General features: G+C 64.7%; 24 protein-coding genes. 21 read left to right on the top strand and 3 right to left on the bottom strand.

All coding sequences use genetic code 11. The features are described from left to right. The first annotated feature begins 5 nt into the window (after window positions 1-5). The 4 genes from ubiA to QUV35_RS09980 all read left to right on the top strand — a co-directional run bounded on the left by ubiA (window position 6) and on the right by QUV35_RS09980 (window position 2363). Complete coding sequence (gene ubiA / locus QUV35_RS09995; RefSeq protein WP_300873241.1) at window positions 6-878, top strand: 4-hydroxybenzoate octaprenyltransferase; 873 nt, start codon at window positions 6-8, stop codon at window positions 876-878. Between the two features lie 68 nt (window positions 879-946). Continuing rightward, window positions 947-1216, top strand: coding sequence for a prevent-host-death protein (locus QUV35_RS09990; RefSeq protein ID WP_300873239.1), 270 nt, complete (start codon window positions 947-949; stop codon window positions 1214-1216). Window positions 1217-1223: 7 nt separating this feature from the next. After that, a complete protein-coding gene (locus QUV35_RS09985) occupies window positions 1224-1538 on the top strand; it encodes a CcdB family protein (RefSeq protein ID WP_300873237.1) in 315 nt (104 codons plus the stop codon). 198 nt (window positions 1539-1736) lie between these two features. Continuing rightward, a complete protein-coding gene (locus QUV35_RS09980; RefSeq protein ID WP_300873235.1) occupies window positions 1737-2363 on the top strand; it encodes a LysE family translocator in 627 nt (208 codons plus the stop codon). A 132-nt stretch (window positions 2364-2495) separates the two neighbouring features. Here the strand turns inward: QUV35_RS09980 and proC are convergent, their stop codons facing one another. The 3 genes from proC to QUV35_RS09965 form a co-directional block, all read right to left on the bottom strand. Further along, a complete protein-coding gene (proC, locus tag QUV35_RS09975; protein ID WP_300873232.1) occupies window positions 2496-3323 on the bottom strand; it encodes a pyrroline-5-carboxylate reductase in 828 nt (275 codons plus the stop codon). A gap of 123 nt (window positions 3324-3446) precedes the next feature. Beyond that, window positions 3447-4940, bottom strand: coding sequence for a glycerol kinase GlpK (glpK, locus tag QUV35_RS09970; RefSeq protein ID WP_300873230.1), 1494 nt, complete (start codon window positions 4938-4940; stop codon window positions 3447-3449). Between the two features lie 13 nt (window positions 4941-4953). After that, entirely contained in the window at window positions 4954-5736 is a 783-nt protein-coding gene (locus tag QUV35_RS09965; RefSeq protein WP_300873228.1) for a DeoR/GlpR family DNA-binding transcription regulator, read from the bottom strand. 160 nt (window positions 5737-5896) lie between these two features. Here QUV35_RS09965 and QUV35_RS09960 point away from each other — a divergent pair, with 160 nt between their 5' ends. The 17 genes from QUV35_RS09960 to rplO all read left to right on the top strand — a co-directional run bounded on the left by QUV35_RS09960 (window position 5897) and on the right by rplO (window position 18017). Continuing rightward, a complete protein-coding gene (locus QUV35_RS09960) occupies window positions 5897-6973 on the top strand; it encodes an ABC transporter ATP-binding protein (protein WP_300873226.1) in 1077 nt (358 codons plus the stop codon). After that, the gene (locus QUV35_RS09955; RefSeq protein WP_300873224.1) at window positions 6973-8049 is read left to right on the top strand and encodes an ABC transporter ATP-binding protein; all 1077 of its coding nucleotides are present in this window, start codon (window positions 6973-6975) and stop codon (window positions 8047-8049) included. Before QUV35_RS09960 ends, QUV35_RS09955 begins: the two co-directional genes overlap by 1 nt. Window positions 8050-8175: 126 nt before the next feature. After that, on the top strand, window positions 8176-9069 hold the full coding sequence (locus QUV35_RS09950; RefSeq protein WP_300873222.1) for a carbohydrate ABC transporter permease: 894 nt from the start codon (window positions 8176-8178) through the stop codon (window positions 9067-9069). 71 nt (window positions 9070-9140) lie between these two features. Further along, window positions 9141-9953, top strand: a complete 813-nt coding sequence (locus QUV35_RS09945; protein ID WP_300873219.1) for a carbohydrate ABC transporter permease — start codon at window positions 9141-9143, stop codon at window positions 9951-9953. A gap of 1 nt (window position 9954) precedes the next feature. Beyond that, window positions 9955-10263: a DUF2160 domain-containing protein gene (locus tag QUV35_RS09940; protein WP_300873217.1), complete on the top strand. Its 309-nt coding sequence runs from the start codon at window positions 9955-9957 to the stop codon at window positions 10261-10263. A gap of 88 nt (window positions 10264-10351) precedes the next feature. Further along, complete coding sequence (locus QUV35_RS09935; RefSeq protein ID WP_300873215.1) at window positions 10352-12085, top strand: ABC transporter substrate-binding protein; 1734 nt, start codon at window positions 10352-10354, stop codon at window positions 12083-12085. 70 nt (window positions 12086-12155) lie between these two features. Beyond that, on the top strand, window positions 12156-13739 hold the full coding sequence (locus QUV35_RS09930) for a glycerol-3-phosphate dehydrogenase/oxidase (protein ID WP_300873213.1): 1584 nt from the start codon (window positions 12156-12158) through the stop codon (window positions 13737-13739). A gap of 199 nt (window positions 13740-13938) precedes the next feature. Next, on the top strand, window positions 13939-14307 hold the full coding sequence (rplN, locus tag QUV35_RS09925) for a 50S ribosomal protein L14 (RefSeq protein WP_056268999.1): 369 nt from the start codon (window positions 13939-13941) through the stop codon (window positions 14305-14307). A 9-nt stretch (window positions 14308-14316) separates the two neighbouring features. Beyond that, entirely contained in the window at window positions 14317-14637 is a 321-nt protein-coding gene (gene rplX, locus QUV35_RS09920) for a 50S ribosomal protein L24 (protein ID WP_069045173.1), read from the top strand. Between the two features lie 2 nt (window positions 14638-14639). Then, entirely contained in the window at window positions 14640-15179 is a 540-nt protein-coding gene (gene rplE, locus QUV35_RS09915) for a 50S ribosomal protein L5 (protein ID WP_300873211.1), read from the top strand. Window positions 15180-15187: 8 nt separating this feature from the next. Next, window positions 15188-15493, top strand: coding sequence for a 30S ribosomal protein S14 (gene rpsN / locus QUV35_RS09910; RefSeq protein ID WP_159603318.1), 306 nt, complete (start codon window positions 15188-15190; stop codon window positions 15491-15493). A gap of 18 nt (window positions 15494-15511) precedes the next feature. Next, a complete protein-coding gene (gene rpsH, locus QUV35_RS09905) occupies window positions 15512-15907 on the top strand; it encodes a 30S ribosomal protein S8 (protein WP_300873208.1) in 396 nt (131 codons plus the stop codon). Between the two features lie 22 nt (window positions 15908-15929). Continuing rightward, window positions 15930-16463, top strand: a complete 534-nt coding sequence (rplF, locus tag QUV35_RS09900) for a 50S ribosomal protein L6 (protein WP_056268989.1) — start codon at window positions 15930-15932, stop codon at window positions 16461-16463. A gap of 11 nt (window positions 16464-16474) precedes the next feature. Further along, a complete protein-coding gene (gene rplR, locus QUV35_RS09895) occupies window positions 16475-16840 on the top strand; it encodes a 50S ribosomal protein L18 (RefSeq protein WP_300873205.1) in 366 nt (121 codons plus the stop codon). 18 nt (window positions 16841-16858) lie between these two features. Beyond that, complete coding sequence (rpsE, locus tag QUV35_RS09890; protein WP_056268984.1) at window positions 16859-17377, top strand: 30S ribosomal protein S5; 519 nt, start codon at window positions 16859-16861, stop codon at window positions 17375-17377. Window positions 17378-17388: 11 nt separating this feature from the next. Further along, window positions 17389-17571, top strand: a complete 183-nt coding sequence (rpmD, locus tag QUV35_RS09885; RefSeq protein WP_056268982.1) for a 50S ribosomal protein L30 — start codon at window positions 17389-17391, stop codon at window positions 17569-17571. Between the two features lie 14 nt (window positions 17572-17585). Then, the gene (rplO, locus tag QUV35_RS09880; RefSeq protein WP_300873202.1) at window positions 17586-18017 is read left to right on the top strand and encodes a 50S ribosomal protein L15; all 432 of its coding nucleotides are present in this window, start codon (window positions 17586-17588) and stop codon (window positions 18015-18017) included. The last annotated feature ends 7 nt before the right edge of the window (window positions 18018-18024 follow it).

Here is an 18024-nt window from a genome sequence, read left to right as displayed (position 1 = left end):
TGATCATGGTCGCTGCAACGTCCCAGGCGCCTTCGCGCCTGTCGCTGTACCTTGACCTGATCCGCTGGAACCGCCCGGCCGGCTGGCTGTTGCTGCTCTGGCCGTCGTTGTCGGCGCTGTGGGTCGCGGCGGGGGGCTTTCCCGGCTGGCACCTGCTGGCCGTGTTCGTGCTCGGCACCATCCTCATGCGCAGCGCCGGCTGCTGCGTGAACGATGTGGCCGACCGCGAGTTCGACAAACACGTCAAGCGCACCGCGCAGCGCCCGGTGACGTCGGGCAAGGTGTCCAGCCGCGAAGCGCTGGCCGTGGGTGCGGTGCTCGCGCTGGCAGCGTTTGCGCTGGTGCTCACCACCAACACCCTCACGGTGTTCATGTCGTTCGCCGCACTCGCCATCACGCTGGCCTACCCCTACGCCAAGCGATTCGTGTCGATGCCGCAAGCCGTGCTGGGCGTGGCCTTCAGCTTCGGCGTGCCCATGGCGTTCGCCGCCGTGCAGGCGCAACTGCCGCCGCTGGCCTGGGTGCTGTTGTTGGGCAACCTGTTCTGGGTGCTGGCCTACGACACCGAATACGCCATGGTCGACCGCGACGACGACCTGCGCATCGGCATGAAGACCTCGGCCATCACGCTGGGCGCGTACGACGTGCCTGCGGTCGCGTTGTTCTATCTCGTGTTTCTGGCCATCTGGACCATCGCGCTGTGGCCGGTGGTGAACCCCTGGGTGTGGGGCGCCATGCTGGTGGTGGCGCTGGCCCAGGTGGCGTGGCACTTCCAGCTCATCAGGGACCGCAGCCGCGACGGCTGCTTCAAGGCCTTCCGGCTCAACCACTGGCTGGGCTTCACCGTGTTCGTGGGCGTGGTGCTCGGCCTGGTTTGATGTGCGCAGCGCTTCGGTCGTCTTGGCCTGTCAATGGCTAAAATGGCCAAATCAACAAGGAGCCCGCCATGCGAGTCACCGCCACCGAAGCCAAGAATCGATTTGGAAGCCTCTGCGCGCAAGCCAAGCGCGAACCGGTTTTCGTGGAAAAGGCCGGCCACATCGACACCGTGATCCTCTCCGCCGAACAGTTCCTGGCGCTGCAGGCCAACAGCAAAAAGACCACCCGAGCTGCCCGCAAGAAGGCGTTTGAAGCCGAGTTCGGTGACTGGATTGAAGCCCAGAACGCCCGCTTCGAGACGCGCGGCATTCCGGGTGAAGAGCTGCGCCCCTGGTGAACAGCCGATGCCGCAGTACGACGTTTACGCCAATCCCAGCCGCAGCGCGGCCGATGGCATTCCCTATGTGGTCGTGATCCAGAGCGATCTGCTCGATGCCCTGGCCACGCGGCTGACCATGCCGCTTGCCTTGTTCAGCTCAGGTACCAAGGTGCCGACCGCGCTGTGTCCGGTCATCATGGTCAAAGGCAAGCGCTTGCACGCGCTGGCGCACTATGCCGCTCCCCTGCCCGCCAAAGATTTGCGCCAACTTGTGGGCAACGTGGCAACGCAGGCCAGCGCCCTGGTGACGGCCATGGACGCAGTGCTGTCGGGCATTTGATTTGTATCGGGGGGCAGCCACGGAGCAGAGCGCACCCCTTCCGTGGGCGGTGTAGCGCGAGAGTGCGCGTTCATGGGTTTGGGCGCTGTACGTTGGCGGCCAACGGCCAACGGTCAGAAGCGGCCGTGACCGGTGTTTCACGCGAGGCAGTCTTTCGCCTGGTCGCCAGGCCACGTCAGTTCGTAGATACTTTCAACCATGACGCTGTCCACCTATCTTCTCTACGTTGCAGCCGTTGCGTTGCTTATCGCTACGCCTGGACCCACGATGTTGATGTGCATGACCAATGCGCTGAATCACGGCCCGCGTCGGGCGATGACCTCTGTTGCCGGCTCGGTGAGCGCCGTGTTGGTGGTGATGGTGCTGTCGGCGATGGGCCTGGGCGCGCTGCTGGCCGCATCGGAGACGGCCTTCACGACTGCCAAGCTGATTGGCGCAGCCTACCTGGTCTGGCTGGGCATCAAGACCTTTCGCAGCGACGCGTCGGATTTGGCGGTCGATGGCAATGCGGCCGGAACACCGCGTCGCTCGTTTTATCTGCAGGGTCTGCTGGTCGGCGCAAGCAACCCCAAGGCCGTGCTGTTCTTCGCGGCGTTCTTCCCGCAGTTCTTGAACCCGGCCGCGCCGATGGCACCCCAGTTCACTGTTCTTGCGTTGACCTTCATGGCCTTTGAGTTCACGGTGCTCACCACCTGTGCGCTCAGCGTGTCGCGCTTGGCGCCTCTGCTGCGACAGAGCGGCACCGTACGCTGGATCAATCGCATCTGTGGCGGCCTGTTCACGCTGATGGGGGGGCTGCTGCTGTTCACGCGCCGGAGCGCGTGATGCAACCCGGGCATGATTTTTTATTCTCAGACAAATGAGCACGGCACAGGCCCCATCCGACCGACCGCTTCGGAGCGAGGCGTACAGCCGCGGAGCAGAGTGCACCGCGTCCGCGAGCCGAGCGCAAGGGGATTACTTCCCGAACTCTCGGCCAAGCTCCTCGGCGCGTTTCTGCGCTTCAAACAGCGCCTCCTCAAACTTCGCTTTCACACCCGCCGCTTCCATTGACGTGAGCGCCGCGTACGTGGTGCCACCCTTGGAGGTCACACGCTCCCGCAGCGTCTGCGGCGGATCGTCCGAGCGTTGCGCCAAGGTCGACGCACCGATGAAGGTGCCCACGGCGAGCTGGTAGGCCACCTCGGGCGGCAGGCCCATGCGGGTGCCGGCGTCGCGCATGGCCTCCAGGAAATAGAACACATAGGCCGGGCCGGAGCCCGAGAGCGCGGTCACCGCGTCCAGTTGTTGTTCGGCGCTCACCCACACCAACTCGCCGGTGGTCTTCACCACGGCCTCGACCAGTGCGCGGTCGGCGGTGCTGGCGCCGTCGCGCGCGAACAGCCCGGTCATGCCCAGACCGACGAGTGCCGGCGTGTTGGGCATGGCGCGCACGATGCGCTGCGTCTGCAGCCAGCCGGCCATGCTCTCGCTGGTGATGCCGGCGGCCACGCTCAGGTGCAGCGCGCTGCCCAGAAACGGCTGGCTGGCGAGCGCGGCGTCCTTGAAGGTCTGCGGTTTCACGGCCCAGACCACGAGGTCCGGGGGTCGCAGATCCGCGCTGGCGGCGGCGAAGACCGAGACGCCGGGGAACTGCTGAGCCAGCCTGGTGCGCTGTTCGTCCCAGGGCTCGACGATCTGCAGTGCGCTGACGGGATGTCCCTGGCGGAGCAGGCCGCCGACGATGGCGCTGGCCATGTTGCCGCCGCCGATGAAGGTGATGGTGGGTGGGGTGGGGGTGTTCATTCGGGGATTGTCGCCCGCTCCCGCGAAGAGGAGTCAGCCAAGGGCACCGAGGAACCGGCTTTGCCGGGGCTCTGGTGCCGCCCCCCTCTGGCGGGTGACGCAAAGCGGCGCGGGGGCAGGCGGCTACGCCGCTGTCGTCTGTCTCACGGCGTGTTCCCACTGCGCCATTTTTTCTGCAGCGTGCTCGCGCGACAGCGTGGGGTGGAAGGTGCGCTCGGCGCGCCATTGTTTGGAGAGTTCGTCCAGACCGCCATACAGGCCGGTGTGCAGACCGGCCAGGTACGCAGCGCCGAGCGCCGTGGTCTCGATCACGGCCGGGCGCACCACCGGGATGCCCAGCAGATCGGCCTGGATCTGCATCAGCAGGTCGTTCACGCAGGCGCCGCCGTCCACCCGCAGCTCGCTCACCGGCACGCCGCCGGCGGCCACCGCGTCGCGGCTCATGGCGCCGAGCAGGGCGGCGCTCTGGAAGGCAATGCTCTCCAGGGCGGCGCGTGCAATGTGGGCCATGGTGGTGCCGCGCGTGAGGCCGGTGATGCTGCCGCGCGCCTCGGGCTTCCAGTAGGGTGCGCCCAGGCCGGTGAAGGCCGGCACCAGCACCACGCCACCGGCGTCGGGCACGCTCTCGGCCAGGGCCTGCACCTCGCTGCTCGACTCGATGGCGCTCAGGCCGTCGCGCAGCCACTGCACGACCGCACCGCCGATGAACACGCTGCCCTCCAGCGCGTACTGCTGCGGTCCAGGAGGTTGCGCTGTGGCCGTGGTGATCAGCCCGTTCTGGCTGATCTGGAAGCGTTCGCCGGTGTGCATCAGCATGAAGCAGCCGGTGCCGTAGGTGTTCTTGGCCATGCCGGCGGTGAAGCAGGCCTGGCCGAACAGGGCGCTTTGCTGGTCACCCGCCACGCCGCCGATCTCCAGCGGGGCGCCCAGCCATTCGGCCTTCATCTTGCCGAAGTGCGCGCTCGACGGCAGGGCCTCGGGCATCAGGCTCGCCGGCACGTCGAGCAGGGCGAGCAGTTCGTCGTCCCAGGCGCGGGTGTGCACGTTGAACAGCATGGTGCGCGAGGCGTTGCTGACATCGGTGACGTGGCGCGCACCGCCGGTGAGCTGCCAGATCAGCCAGCTGTCGACCGTGCCGAAGGCGAGTTCGCCGCGCTCGGCCTGCGCACGCACACCGGGCACGTTGTCCAGGATCCACTTGAGCTTGGTGCCGGAGAAGTAGGCGTCGATGCGCAGGCCGGTTTTCTGCAGCACGGTCTCGCTCTTGCCCTGTTCGCGCAGTTCGGCGCAGGTGCCCTCGGCACGGCGGTCCTGCCAGACGATGGCGTTGTACACCGGCTCGCCGGTCTGGCGGTTCCAGACCACGGTGGTCTCGCGCTGGTTGGTGATGCCCACCGCCGAGATCTGGTCGGCGCGCAGGCTGGCCTGCTGGAGCGCCTCGCGCGCGGTGTCGAGTTGCGTCTGCCAGAGGTCACGCGGATCGTGTTCGACCCAGCCGGGCTGGGGGTAGATCTGGCGGAACTCGCGCTGCGCCATGGTCACCACGTGGCCGGAGCGGTCGAACACGATGCTGCGCGAACTGGAGGTGCCCTGGTCGAGGGCCAGCAGGTAGGTCATGGGAGTGTCCGGGTCAGGTGTTGTCGGTCTCGATGCGTGCCACCACGCATTCGACGTTGGCCTGTGCCAGCAGGTCTTCAAAGGGCGCGGGCGGGGGCAGGTCGGTGAACACCACGTCGATGTCGTCGAGCCGCGCGAGCTCGACCATGGCCGGCCGGTTGAACTTGCTGTGGTCGGCGGCGAGCCAGACCTCGCGCGATTGTTCGACGATGGCGCGCGCCACCTTGACTTCACGGAAGTCGAAGTCGCGCAGCGTGCCGTCGGCCTCGATGCCGCTGATGCCGATCAGGGCAATGTCGACCTTGAACTGGCGCATGAAGTCCACCGTGGCCTCGCCCACGATGCCCTGGTCGGCGCCGCGGACCACGCCACCGGCCACGATCACCTCGCAGTCGGGGTGGGTGCTCATGAGCGAGGCGATGTGCAGGTTGTTGGTGATCACGCGCAGGCCACGGTGGTGCTGCAACTCGCGCGCCACCGCCTCGATGGTGGTGCCGATGTTCATGATCAGCGAACAGCCGTTGGGTACGCGCCGGGCCACGGTGCGCGCGATGCGCGTCTTGGCGTCGGACTGCATGGCCTGGCGCTGGCGGTAGGCGATGTTCTCGGTGGTCGAGCCCGGCAGACGCACGCCGCCATGAAAGCGCGAAAGCAGGCCGGCCTCGGCCAGGCGCTGCACGTCGCGGCGCACCGTTTGCAGGGTGACGCCGAAGCGCTCGGCCATGGCTTCGATGGTCTGCGGACCGTGGGTACGCACTTCGTCGAGCAGCTGGGTGTGTCGCGGGTTGAGGTTCATCGGTCGTGGGCTGAGGCGGGGTTCGTCCAAACATAACGGAATTCTTTTTGGCCCCCGTCAGGGTAAATACCGAATAAAAACGAACAAAAACGAAACATAAAATTGCCCAAGCGAAATGCCAACCGATCATGGTTGTGCGTTTTTTCACGCCGGGAGTCGAATGCAGTTGTCTCTGGAGCACGTGGGCAAGACCGTCGGGCCTGCCGTCCACCTCTATCCCCAAAGCCTGAAACTGGTGCCTGGCGCCGTCACGGTGCTGCTGGGTGCCACGCAGGCGGGCAAGACCAGCCTGATGCGCGTCATGGCGGGTCTGGACGTGGCCAGCAGCGGCCGGGTGCTGGTGGATGGTGTGGATGTGACCCGCTTGTCGGTGCGCCAGCGCAACGTGGCCATGGTCTACCAGCAGTTCGTCAACTACCCGTCAATGACGGTGGCGCAGAACATCGCCTCGCCGCTGCGCCTGCGCGGCGAGCGCGACATCGACCAGCGGGTGCGCGACATCGCCGCGCGCCTGCACATCGAGATGTTTCTCGATCGCCTGCCGGCCGAGCTCTCGGGCGGGCAGCAGCAACGGGTGGCGCTGGCCCGCGCACTGGCCAAACAGGCGCCGCTGATGTTGTTCGACGAGCCGCTGGTGAACCTCGACTACAAGCTGCGCGAAGAGCTGCGCGAGGAACTCACCCAGCTGTTTTCCACCGGCGACTCCACCGTGGTCTATGCCACCACGGAGCCGGGCGAGGCCCTGCTGCTGGGCGGCTACACCGCGGTGATGGATGCGGGCGAGCTGCTGCAATACGGTCCCACCGCCGAGGTGTTCCATGCGCCCGACAGCATCCGGGTGGCCCGGGCGTTCAGCGATCCGCCCATGAACCTGATGGCCGCCGAAGCGGTGGCCGGCGGTGTCCGGGTGGAGGGGGGCGCCACCTGGCCGGTGCCGCTGCCCGCCGATGCGCCGCAACGCCTCACGCTGGGCCTGCGCGCCGGCGCACTGCGCGTGGTCGAGCGGCCGGGCGACGTGGCCGTGCCCGGGCGGGTCGAGCTGGCCGAAATCGCAGGCTCCGACACCTTCGTGCACGTGCACACCGGGGTCGGTGAGCTGGTGGCCCAGCTCACGGGTGTGCATGTGTGCCCGCTGGGCGATCCGATCACGCTGTACCTGCAGCCCACGAGCCTGTTCGTCTTCGACGAAAAGGGTCCGCTGGTGCGCGCACCGGCGCGGCCCGGGAGGGCGGGCTGATGGCACGCATCGAACTCGACCTGGCGCATGCCTACAAGCCGAATCCGACGAAGGACGAGGACTACGCACTGCTGCCCCTGAAGATGACGTTCCAGGACGGCGGCGCCTACGCCTTGCTGGGCCCCTCGGGTTGTGGCAAGACGACCATGCTCAACATCATCTCGGGCCTGCTCGTGCCGTCGCGGGGCTCGGTGAGCTTCGATGGCCAGGACGTGACGCGCAAGAGCCCGCAACAGCGCAACATCGCCCAGGTGTTCCAGTTCCCGGTGATCTACGACACCATGACGGTGGCGCAGAACCTGGCTTTTCCACTCAAGAACCGCAAGGTGCCGCAGGCGGAGATCCAGCAGCAGGTGGGTCGCATCGCCGAAATGCTGGAAATGAGCCACCAGCTCGACATGCGCGCGGCGGGGCTGTCGGCCGACCAGAAGCAGAAGATCTCGCTGGGGCGCGGCCTGGTGCGCTCCGATGTGTCGGCCGTGTTGTTCGACGAGCCGCTGACCGTGATCGACCCGCACCTGAAATGGCAGTTGCGGCGCAAGCTCAAGCAGATCCACCACGAACTCAAGCTGACGCTGATCTATGTCACACACGACCAGGTGGAGGCGCTCACCTTCGCTGACGAGGTGATGGTGATGACGCGCGGGCGCGCGGTGCAGGTGGGTGCGGCCGAGGCGCTGTTCGAGCGGCCGGCTCACACTTTCGTGGGGCACTTCATCGGTTCACCCGGCATGAATTTCCTGCCGGTGACCAGCGTGCGCGGCGGCCTGGTGGTGCTGAACCAGCCGCTGGCGCTCACCGACGGCCTGGTGTTGCCCGAAGGGCCTCTCAAGCTCGGTATTCGCCCCGAGTACCTGGCGCTCGGTCATGCCGGCGAGCCCAACACCTTGCCCGCGCGGGTGGTGCGGGTGCAGGACATCGGCACCTACCTGATGGTCACCTGCGAAGCCGGCACGCACCCCCTGAAGTGCCGGCTGGCACCCGAAGCCGCTGCCCCGGTGGTGGGCGAGACCGTGCACCTGCGGGTGCTGGGTGAACACACCTGCTTCTATCAAGAAGAGGCACTGGTTTCATGAGCGCCGCGCCGGGCCGCCCCAAGCAAGCTCGCACCGCAGTGCGAAGCACGGAGGTATTTGAATGAGCGCCACGCCGGGCCGCCCCAAGCAAGCTCGCACCGCAGTGCGCAGCACGGAGGTTTTCGAATGAGCAACACCACCAAACCCGTGAACCAGAAAGCCTGGTTTCTCGTGCTGCCGGTCATCGTCTGCGTGGCCTTCTCGGCCATCCTCCCGCTGATGACGGTGGTGAATTATTCGGTGCAGGACATCTTCTCGCCCGACCGCCGCGTGTTCGTGGGAACCGAATGGTTCGCGGCGGTGATGCGCGACGAAGAGCTGCACCTGGCGCTGTGGCGCCAGATCCAGTTCTCGCTGGCCGTGCTGCTGGTGGAGATTCCGCTGGGTATCGCGCTGGCGCTGTCCATGCCGGCCCAGGGCTGGAAGTCCTCGGCCGTGCTGGTGCTGGTGGCGCTGTCGCTGCTGATTCCGTGGAACGTGGTGGGCACCATCTGGCAGATCTTCGGCCGCGCCGACATCGGCCTGCTCGGTTACTACCTGCAGCAGGCCGGCATGGAATACAGCTACACCGGCAATTCGTCGCACGCCTGGTGGACGGTGCTGGCCATGGATGTGTGGCACTGGACGCCGCTGGTGGCGCTGCTGGCTTTCGCCGGCCTGCGCAGCATCCCCGATGCGTACTACCAGGCGGCCAGCATCGACGGTGCGAGCAAGTGGGCGGTGTTTCATTACATCCAGCTGCCCAAGATGCGCGGCGTGCTCATGATCGCGGTGCTGCTGCGTTTCATGGACAGCTTCATGATCTACACCGAGCCCTTTGTGCTCACCGGTGGTGGCCCCGGCAACGCCACGACCTTCCTGTCGCAGTACCTCACCACCAAGGCGGTCGGTCAGTTCGACCTCGGTCCGGCGGCGGCGTTCTCTCTCATCTACTTCCTCATCATCCTGCTGTTCTGCTTCGTGCTCTACAACTGGATGCAGCGCCTGGGCACGTCTGAAAAGGAGCAGGGTCATGGATGACTTTCCGCCGGGCCGCCTCAAGGAATACCGCTCCCCATCGGGGGGGCAGCGCGCAGCGCGAAGGGGATCCCATGGATAACAGACGTTTCAGGAAGAGGACGCTGTTCCTCATCGCCTACCTCGTGTTCGCTCTGTTGCCCATCTACTGGATGGTCAACATGAGCTTCAAGACCAACGAGGAAATCCTCTCCTCGTTCACGCTGTGGCCGACCGAATTCACCTGGGCCAACTACAGGACCATCTTCACCGACCCGTCGTGGTACTCCGGCTACATCAACAGCCTGATCTACGTGGGCATCAACATGGTGATCTCGCTCACGGTGGCGCTGCCTGCGGCCTACGCGTTTTCGCGCTACCGCTTCCTGGGTGACAAGCATGTGTTCTTCTGGTTGCTCACCAACCGCATGACGCCGCCTGCGGTGTTCCTGCTGCCGTTCTTCCAGCTCTACACGACGCTCGGCCTGATGGACACGCACATCGCCGTGGCCATGGCTCACCTGCTGTTCAACGTGCCGCTGGCGGTCTGGATTCTGGAGGGCTTCATGAGCGGCATCCCGCGCGAGATCGACGAGACGGCCTACATCGACGGATACAGCTTTCCGCGCTTCTTCTTCACCATCTTCCTGCCGCTGATCAAGGCCGGGGTGGGCGTGGCGGCCTTCTTCTGTTTCATGTTCAGCTGGGTCGAGCTGCTGCTGGCACGCACGCTCACCAGCGTGAATGCCAAGCCCATCGTGGCCACCATGACGCGCACCGTGAGCGCCAGCGGCATGGACTGGGCCACGCTGGCCGCCGCCGGCGTGCTGACCATCGTGCCCGGCGCGATCGTGATCTGGTTCGTGCGGCACTACATCGCCAAGGGCTTTGCAATGGGGAGGGTCTGACATGTTCCAGTGGATGGTCTGGACGACACCCGTGGCGGTGTTCTTCACCTGCATCGCGCTGCTGCTGATCGGCATGACGGTGTGGGAAATCAAGTTGCCCACGGTGGAGCGCAAAGGCTTCCTGCCCATGGTCACCACACGCGGTGACCGCCTTTTCATCGGTCTGCTCGGCGCGGCCTACATCAATCTGGCATTCATCGGCATGGCCGGTTGGTTCGCCCAGTGGCTGTCGCTCGAGCAGGAGCCCAGCATCTGGATTTCCTTCATCGCGTCCATGGCCTGGCTGGTGCTGGCTCTGCGAAAAGGCTGAACGCCGTCGTCTTCGGTATTCGGCCCGTTGCTTCCCCGGGGCCGAGACCTGTCACCCACCGGGGAAGCACACCGATCGAGGAGACAACATGAGAATGCGACACACCCCTGTGGCCCTGGCAGCCTTGCTCGCCCTGGGCTCCTTGCCCGCCTGGGCCGACGAGGCCGCAGCCAAGAAGTGGATCGACAGCGAGTTCCAGCCTTCCACCCTGACCAAGGCGCAGCAAGCCGCCGAGATGAAGTGGTTCATCGATGCCGCAGCCAAGCTCAAGGCCAAGGGCGTGAAGGAAATCTCGGTGGTTTCCGAGACCATCACCACGCACGAGTACGAGAGCAAGACCCTGGCCAAGGCCTTCGCCGAGATCACCGGCATCACCGTCAAGCACGACCTCATTCAGGAGGGCGACGTGGTCGAGAAACTGCAGACCTCGATGCAGTCGGGCAAGTCGATCTACGACGGCTGGATCAGCGACTCCGACCTCATCGGCACGCACTACCGCTACGGCAAGATGATGAACCTGACCGACTACATGGCCGGCAAGGGCAAGGAGTTCACCAACCCCGGCCTGGACATCAAGGACTTCATCGGCACCAGCTTCACCACCGCACCGGACGGCAAGCTCTACCAGCTGCCCGACCAGCAGTTCGCCAACCTGTACTGGTTCCGCGCCGACCTGTTCGCGCGCCAGGACCTGAAAGACAGGTTCAAGGCCAAGTACGGCTACGACCTCGGCGTGCCGTTGAACTGGAGCGCCTATGAGGACATCGCCGCTTTCTTCAGCGAAGACGTCAAGACCATCGACGGCAAGCCGATCTACGGCCACATGGACTACGGCAAGAAAGACCCGTCGCTCGGCTGGCGCTTCACCGATGCCTGGCTCTCGATGGCCGGCACCGCCGACATCGGCATTCCCAACGGCAAACCCGTGGACGAATGGGGCATCCGCGCCAGTGCCGACGGCTGCACCCCGCTGGGGGCCAGCGTCTCGCGCGGCGGCGCCACCAATTCGCCAGCCGCTGTCTATGCGCTCACCAAGTACATCGACTGGATGAAGAAGTACGCGCCCAAGGAAGCAACGGGCATGACCTTCGGTGAAGCCGGCCCGGTGCCTGCCCAGGGCCAGATCGCACAACAGATCTTCTGGTACACCGCCTTCACCGCCGACATGACCAAGCCCGGCCTGCCGGTGGTCAACGCCGACGGTACGCCGAAGTGGCGCATGGCGCCCGGCCCGAACGGTCCTTACTGGAAGCAGGGCATGCAGAACGGCTACCAGGACGTGGGTTCCTGGTCGTTCTTCAATGGCCACGATGAGAACAAGACCGCGGCAGCCTGGCTGTACGCACAGTTCGTCACTGCCAAGACCACCTCGCTGAAGAAGACCATCGTGGGTCTCACCCCGATCCGCGAGAGCGACATCCAGAGCAAGGCCATGACCGATCTGGCCCCCAAGCTGGGTGGCCTGGTCGAGTTCTACCGCAGCCCGGCACGCGTGGCCTGGACCCCCACCGGCACCAACGTTCCCGACTACCCCAAGCTGGCCCAGCTCTGGTGGCAGAACGTGGCCCAGGCCGTGACGGGCGAGAAGACGCCACAGGTGGCGATGGACAACCTGGCCGAGCAGATGGACCAGGTCATGAGCCGACTGGAGCGTGCCGGCATGGAGCGTTGTGCGCCCAAGCTCAACCCCAAGGGCGACCCGGCCAAGTACCTGAGCGACAAGGCTGCACCCTGGAAAAAGCTGGCGAACGAGAAGCCCAAGGGAGAGACCATCGCTTACGACCAGTTGCTCAACGCGTGGAAGAATGGCAAGGCACGCTGATCTGATGCACCGGTTTTTGTAGCAACCCGCCCTCCGCACTGCTCTTGTGCGGAGGGTCAACTCCCCTTTCATGACACGCGCAGAACTGCTTGATTCGCTGCCCCGCCAGGGCATCCACGACCTGGTGGTCGTCGGTGGGGGCGCCACCGGCCTCGGGGTCGCGCTGGACGCAGCCCTGCGCGGTTTTTCCGTGGTGCTGCTGGAGTCGCACGACTTCGCCGGTGGCACCTCTTCCCGCTCCACCAAGCTGCTGCATGGCGGCGTGCGTTACCTGGCCCAGGGCAACCTGGCCCTGGTTCGCGAAGCGCTGGCCGAACGCGCCACGGTGCTGCGCATCGCGCCCCACCTGGCCCAACCCCTGCCTTTCGTCATGCCGTCCTACCACTGGTGGCAGACGCCGTTCTACGGCATTGGCCTGAAGCTCTACGACATGCTGGCCGGCAGTGCCGGGCTCGGACCCACCGAATTCCTCAACCGTGCGCAGACGCTGCAGGCCCTGCCGGGCGTGAACCCTGTCGGACTGCGCGGTGGCGTCAAGTACTGGGACGGTCAGTTCGACGACGCCCGCCTGGCCCTGGCGCTGGCCCGCAGCGCGGAAGACGCGGGCGCCCATGTGCTGAACTACGCCGAAGTGAAGGCGGTGAGCCAGTTGAGCGGTGGCGAAGGTCCGCTTTCGTCGGTCGAGGTGAGCGACCGCCTCACCGGAAACACCTTTCGCGTGCAAGCCCGCTGCGTGGTCAATGCCACCGGCGTCTGGGTCGATGCGCTGCGCGACCACACCCAGCCGGCGGCCAACCCCGGCACCCCCTCGCGCATGGTCAGTCCCAGCCAGGGCGTGCATGTGGTGGTCGATCGCGACTTCATGCCCGGCGGCCACGCACTGCTGGTGCCCAAGACGCGCGACGGGCGGGTCCTGTTTGCGGTGCCGTGGCTGGGCAAGCTGGTGCTGGGCACCACCGATACCCCGCGCCAGGACCTCGCGCGCGAGCCCGATGCCTTCGCCGAGGAGCTCGACTTCATCCTCACCGAGGCGAGCCAGGCGCTGAGCCGGCCGGTGCGCCGGGAGGACATCCGCAGTCTGTGGGTGGGCTTGCGCCCCTTGGTGGCGGCACCCGCAGCCGTCGATGGCGGCACCAAGGTGCTGTCGCGCGAGCACACCATCGTGGTCGATGCCAACGGCCTGGTCACGGTGACCGGGGGCAAATGGACCACCTACCGTGCCATGGCCGAAGACGTACTCGAGCGGTGCTTCGACAGCCATCTTCTGCCCCGGCGCCCGGGGGGTCGCAGTGCGATGCACCGGCTCAAGGGGGCGGGCCTGGCGAGCCCGGCGACGCCGCTTCATGCGCCGCCTGGCCTGCATCTGTATGGGAGTGAATCGGCCCGGGTGAACGACTGCCCCGGCGGCGGCAGGATCCTGGGCGCGGGTCTGACCGAGGCCATGGTGCGTTACGCCGTGCGTTTTGAGTACGCGCACACCGTGGAGGACGTGCTGGCGCGGCGCTCCCGCATCCTGTTCCTGGACGCCGCCGAGGCAGCCCGCCTTGCGCCTGCCGTGGCTGAGATCCTGATCGAGGAGCTGGGATCCGACCCTGACCTGGCCGGTTTTCTGGCCCTGTGCGCCCGGTACCGGCCGGTCCATCACCTGGATTGACGAATTTCGCAGGGAACTGCGTTGACAGCCGGTGAAAACCATGTGATACTGCGCGGCTTCGCTCCAAAAAAGCGAGGCAATCTGCCCACTCGGACAGGGTTGGAATCGACAGCAGTCGCTCCAGCACTCGACGACGGGCCCAAGACTGATCACTCCCCGCCGCGGTGGCAGGGAGGATTCAAGTTGGGACTTAAATCAAATGATCCAAACGCAATCTCGACTCGATGTTGCCGACAACACGGGTGCCAAGTCCGTGATGTGCATCAAGGTGCTCGGCGGCTCCAAGCGGCGTTATGCCAGCGTGGGCGACGTCATCAAGGTCACCATCAAAGAAGCAGCGCCCCGTGGCCGCGTCAAAAAAGGCGAGGTTTACAACGCTGTGGTGGTTCGCACCGCCAAGGGCATCCGCCGCCAGGACGGTGCACTCATCAAATTCGACGGCAACGCTGCGGTGTTGCTCAACGCCAAGCTGGAGCCCATCGGCACCCGCATCTTCGGACCGGTGACGCGCGAGCTGCGCACCGAAAAGTTCATGAAGATCGTGTCGCTGGCGCCCGAGGTTCTCTGAGGAATCATCATGAACAAGATTCGCAGTGGTGACGAAGTCATCGTGATCGCAGGCCGCGACAAAGGCAAGCGCGGCAAGGTCGTGCTCCGTGCCGACGACAGCAAGCTGGTCGTCGAGGGCGTGAACATCGTCAAGAAGCATGCCAAGCCGAACCCCATGAAGGGTGTGACCGGCGGCATCATCGAAAAAACCATGCCCATCCACCAGTCCAACATCGCCATCTTCAATGGCGCCACGGGCAAGGCAGATCGCGTGGGCATCAAGCTCCTGGCTGACGGCAAGAAAGTGCGCGTCTTCAAGTCCAGCGGCGAAGAAATCAAGGCGGCATGACCATGGCACGTTTGCAAGACACATTCCGCGACACGATCGCGCCCAGCCTGGTCGAGAAGTTCGGCTACAAGTCGATCATGGAGGTGCCCCGCATCACCAAGATCACCTTGAACATGGGCGTGAGCGAAGCCGTTGCCGACAAGAAAGTCATGGACAACGCCGTTGGCGACCTGACCAAGATCGCCGGCCAGAAGCCAGTCGTCACCAAGGCCCGCAAGGCCATCGCGGGCTTCAAGATCCGCGAACAGCAGGCCATCGGCTGCATGGTGACCCTGCGCGGCGCCAAGATGTACGAATTCCTCGACCGCTTCGTCACCGTGGCCCTGCCCCGGGTGCGCGACTTCCGTGGCATCTCCGGTCGCTCGTTTGACGGCCGCGGCAACTACAACGTCGGCGTCAAGGAACAGATCATCTTCCCTGAGATCGAGTACGACAAGGTTGACGCCTTGCGCGGTCTCAACATCAGCATCACGACGACCGCCAAGAACGACGAAGAGTGCAAGGCTCTTCTGGCTGGTTTCCGTTTCCCGTTCAAGAACTGAGGTGGCGCGTGGCTAAACAAGCACTACTGCAACGTGAACTCAAGCGCGAAAAACTCGCAGCCAAGTTCGCCAAGAAATACAACGAATTCAAAGCCGTCGCCAACGACGTCAAGAAGACCGACGAAGAGCGAGACGCGGCCCGTCTGGGTCTTCAGAAGCTGCCCCGCAATTCGAACCCGACTCGTCAGCGCAACCGCTGCGAGATCACCGGTCGTCCGCGTGGCACCTTTGCCCACTTCGGCCTGGCTCGCGCCAAGGTTCGCGAAATGGCCTTTGCCGGAGAAATCCCCGGCATCACCAAAGCCAGCTGGTAAGCCCTAGGAGAACCACAAATGAGCATGAGTGATCCTATCGCCGACATGTTGACCCGCATCCGCAACGCGCAGATGGTGGAAAAAGCCAGCGTGTCGATGCCGGCCTCCAAGGTCAAAGCCGCGATTGCCCAAGTCCTGAAGGACGAAGGCTACATCGACGGATTCCAGGTCAAGAGCAACGACGGCAAGAGCGAACTTGAAATCGCCTTGAAGTACTACGCTGGCCGTCCCGTGATCGAACGCATCGAGCGTGTGAGCCGTCCCGGCCTGCGCGTTTACCGTGGCCGCAACGCCATTCCCCAGGTCCAGAACGGTCTGGGTGTGGCCATCGTCACCACGCCCCAGGGCGTGATGACCGATCGCAAGGCTCGCGCCAACGGTGTTGGTGGCGAAGTCCTGTGTTACGTCGCCTGATGCGGGCATTGAGGAGCAATTAATGTCACGTATTGGAAAACTGCCGGTCTCCATCCCTGCCGGGGTCGAGATCGCCGTCAAAGACGACCTGATCAACGTCAAGGGCACCCTGGGTGCGCTGGCGCTGGCGCAAAACGCGCTGGTCAAGGTTGAAAGCAACAACGGCGCGCTGACTTTCGTTCCTGTGAACGAGTCCCGCGAAGCCAACGCCATGTCGGGCACCATGCGTCAACTGGTGAACAACATGGTCAACGGCGTCAGCAAGGGTTTCGAGAAGAAGCTCACGCTGCTGGGTGTGGGCTACAAGGCCCAGGCCCAGGGCACCAAGCTCAACCTCACGGTGGGTTACTCCCATCCGGTGGTGATGGACATGCCGGCCGGTATCAAGGTGGAAACGCCGACGCCCACCGAAATCCTGATCAAGGGTTCGGACCGTCAGCGGGTTGGTCAGATCGCTTCCGAAGTGCGGGCCGTGCGCCCCCCCGAGCCCTACAAAGGCAAGGGCATCCGTTACGCGGATGAAAAGGTCGTGATCAAGGAAACCAAGAAGAAATAAGGATCAGGATCATGTTGACCAAAAAACAGCAACGTCTGCGCCGCGCCCGCCAAACGCGCATCCGCATTGCGCAACAGGGTGCCGTTCGCCTGACCGTGAACCGCACGAACCTGCACATCTACGCCAGCGTCATCTCCGACGACGGCGCCAAGGTGCTGGCCACGGCCTCCACGGCCGAAGCCGAGGTGCGCGCTCAGATCGGTGGTGCAGGCAAGGGTGGCAACACCTCCGCGGCTGCCCTGATCGGCAAGCGAATCGCCGAGAAGGCCAAGGCCGCCGGCATCGAAAAGGTGGCGTTCGACCGTTCCGGTTTTGCCTACCACGGTCGGGTGAAAGCCCTGGCAGACGCCGCCCGCGAAGCCGGCCTGCAGTTCTGATCAAACGGAAACCACAAAATGGCTAAATTTACGGCAAACATCAAGAACGAAGCGAACGAAGACGGTTTGCGCGAAAAGATGATCGCGATCAACCGCGTGACCAAGGTGGTCAAGGGCGGTCGCATTCTCGGTTTCGCTGCACTGACCGTGGTCGGCGATGGCGATGGCCGCGTGGGCATGGGCAAGGGCAAGGCGCGTGAAGTGCCGGTGGCTGTGCAGAAGGCCATGGAAGCCGCTCGTCGCAACATGATCAAGGTGTCGCTCAAGAACGGTTCGTTGCACCACAGCGTGCATGGCGAACACGGCGCTTCCAATGTGATGATGCTGCCCGCCTCCAAGGGTACCGGCATCATTGCCGGCGGCCCGATGCGCGCAGTGTTCGAAGTGCTCGGCATCACCGACGTCGTGGCCAAGAGCCACGGCTCGAGCAATCCCTACAACCTGGTGCGTGCCACGCTGGACGCGCTGAAGAATTCAACCACCCCGTCCGACGTGGCTGCCAAGCGTGGCAAGTCCGTTGAAGACATCCTGGGTTGATTGGAGCGATCATGACCACTCAAAACACCGTCAAGGTCCAGTTGGTGCGAAGCCCCATTGGAACCAAGCAATCCCACCGTGACACCGTTCGTGGTCTGGGTTTGCGCAAACTCAACAGCACCAGCGAGCTGCAGGACACCCCTGCCGTGCGCGGCATGATCAACAAGATCAGCTACCTGGTCAAAGTACTCTGATCGGAGTCACGCACATGCAACTCAACACCATCAAGCCTTCTGAAGGCTCCAAGCACGCCAAGCGTCGCGTCGGTCGAGGCATCGGCTCAGGCCTGGGCAAGACCGCAGGTCGCGGCCACAAGGGCCAGAAGTCCCGTTCGGGCGGCTACCACAAGGTGGGCTTTGAAGGCGGTCAGATGCCTTTGCAGCGCCGCCTGCCCAAGCGCGGTTTCAAGTCGACCCAGCTTCAGTTCAATGCCGAAGTCACGCTGACCGACATCAGTGCGCTCAACGTGGCCGAAGTCGACATGCTCGTGCTGAAGCAGGCGGGCCTCGTCCCTCACCTCGCCAAGCGCGTCAAAGTGATCAAGACCGGTGAACTCACGCGTGCCGTGTCCTTCAAGGACGTGTCCGTGACCGCCGGTGCCAAAGCCGTGATCGAAGCCGCTGGCGGCTCGATCGTCTGACCGGAAT

The organism is Hydrogenophaga sp., assembly GCF_030373225.1.
In the GTDB taxonomy this organism is placed as follows: domain Bacteria; phylum Pseudomonadota; class Gammaproteobacteria; order Burkholderiales; family Burkholderiaceae_C; genus Hydrogenophaga.
This window is presented reverse-complemented; position numbering and strand designations above follow the sequence as displayed.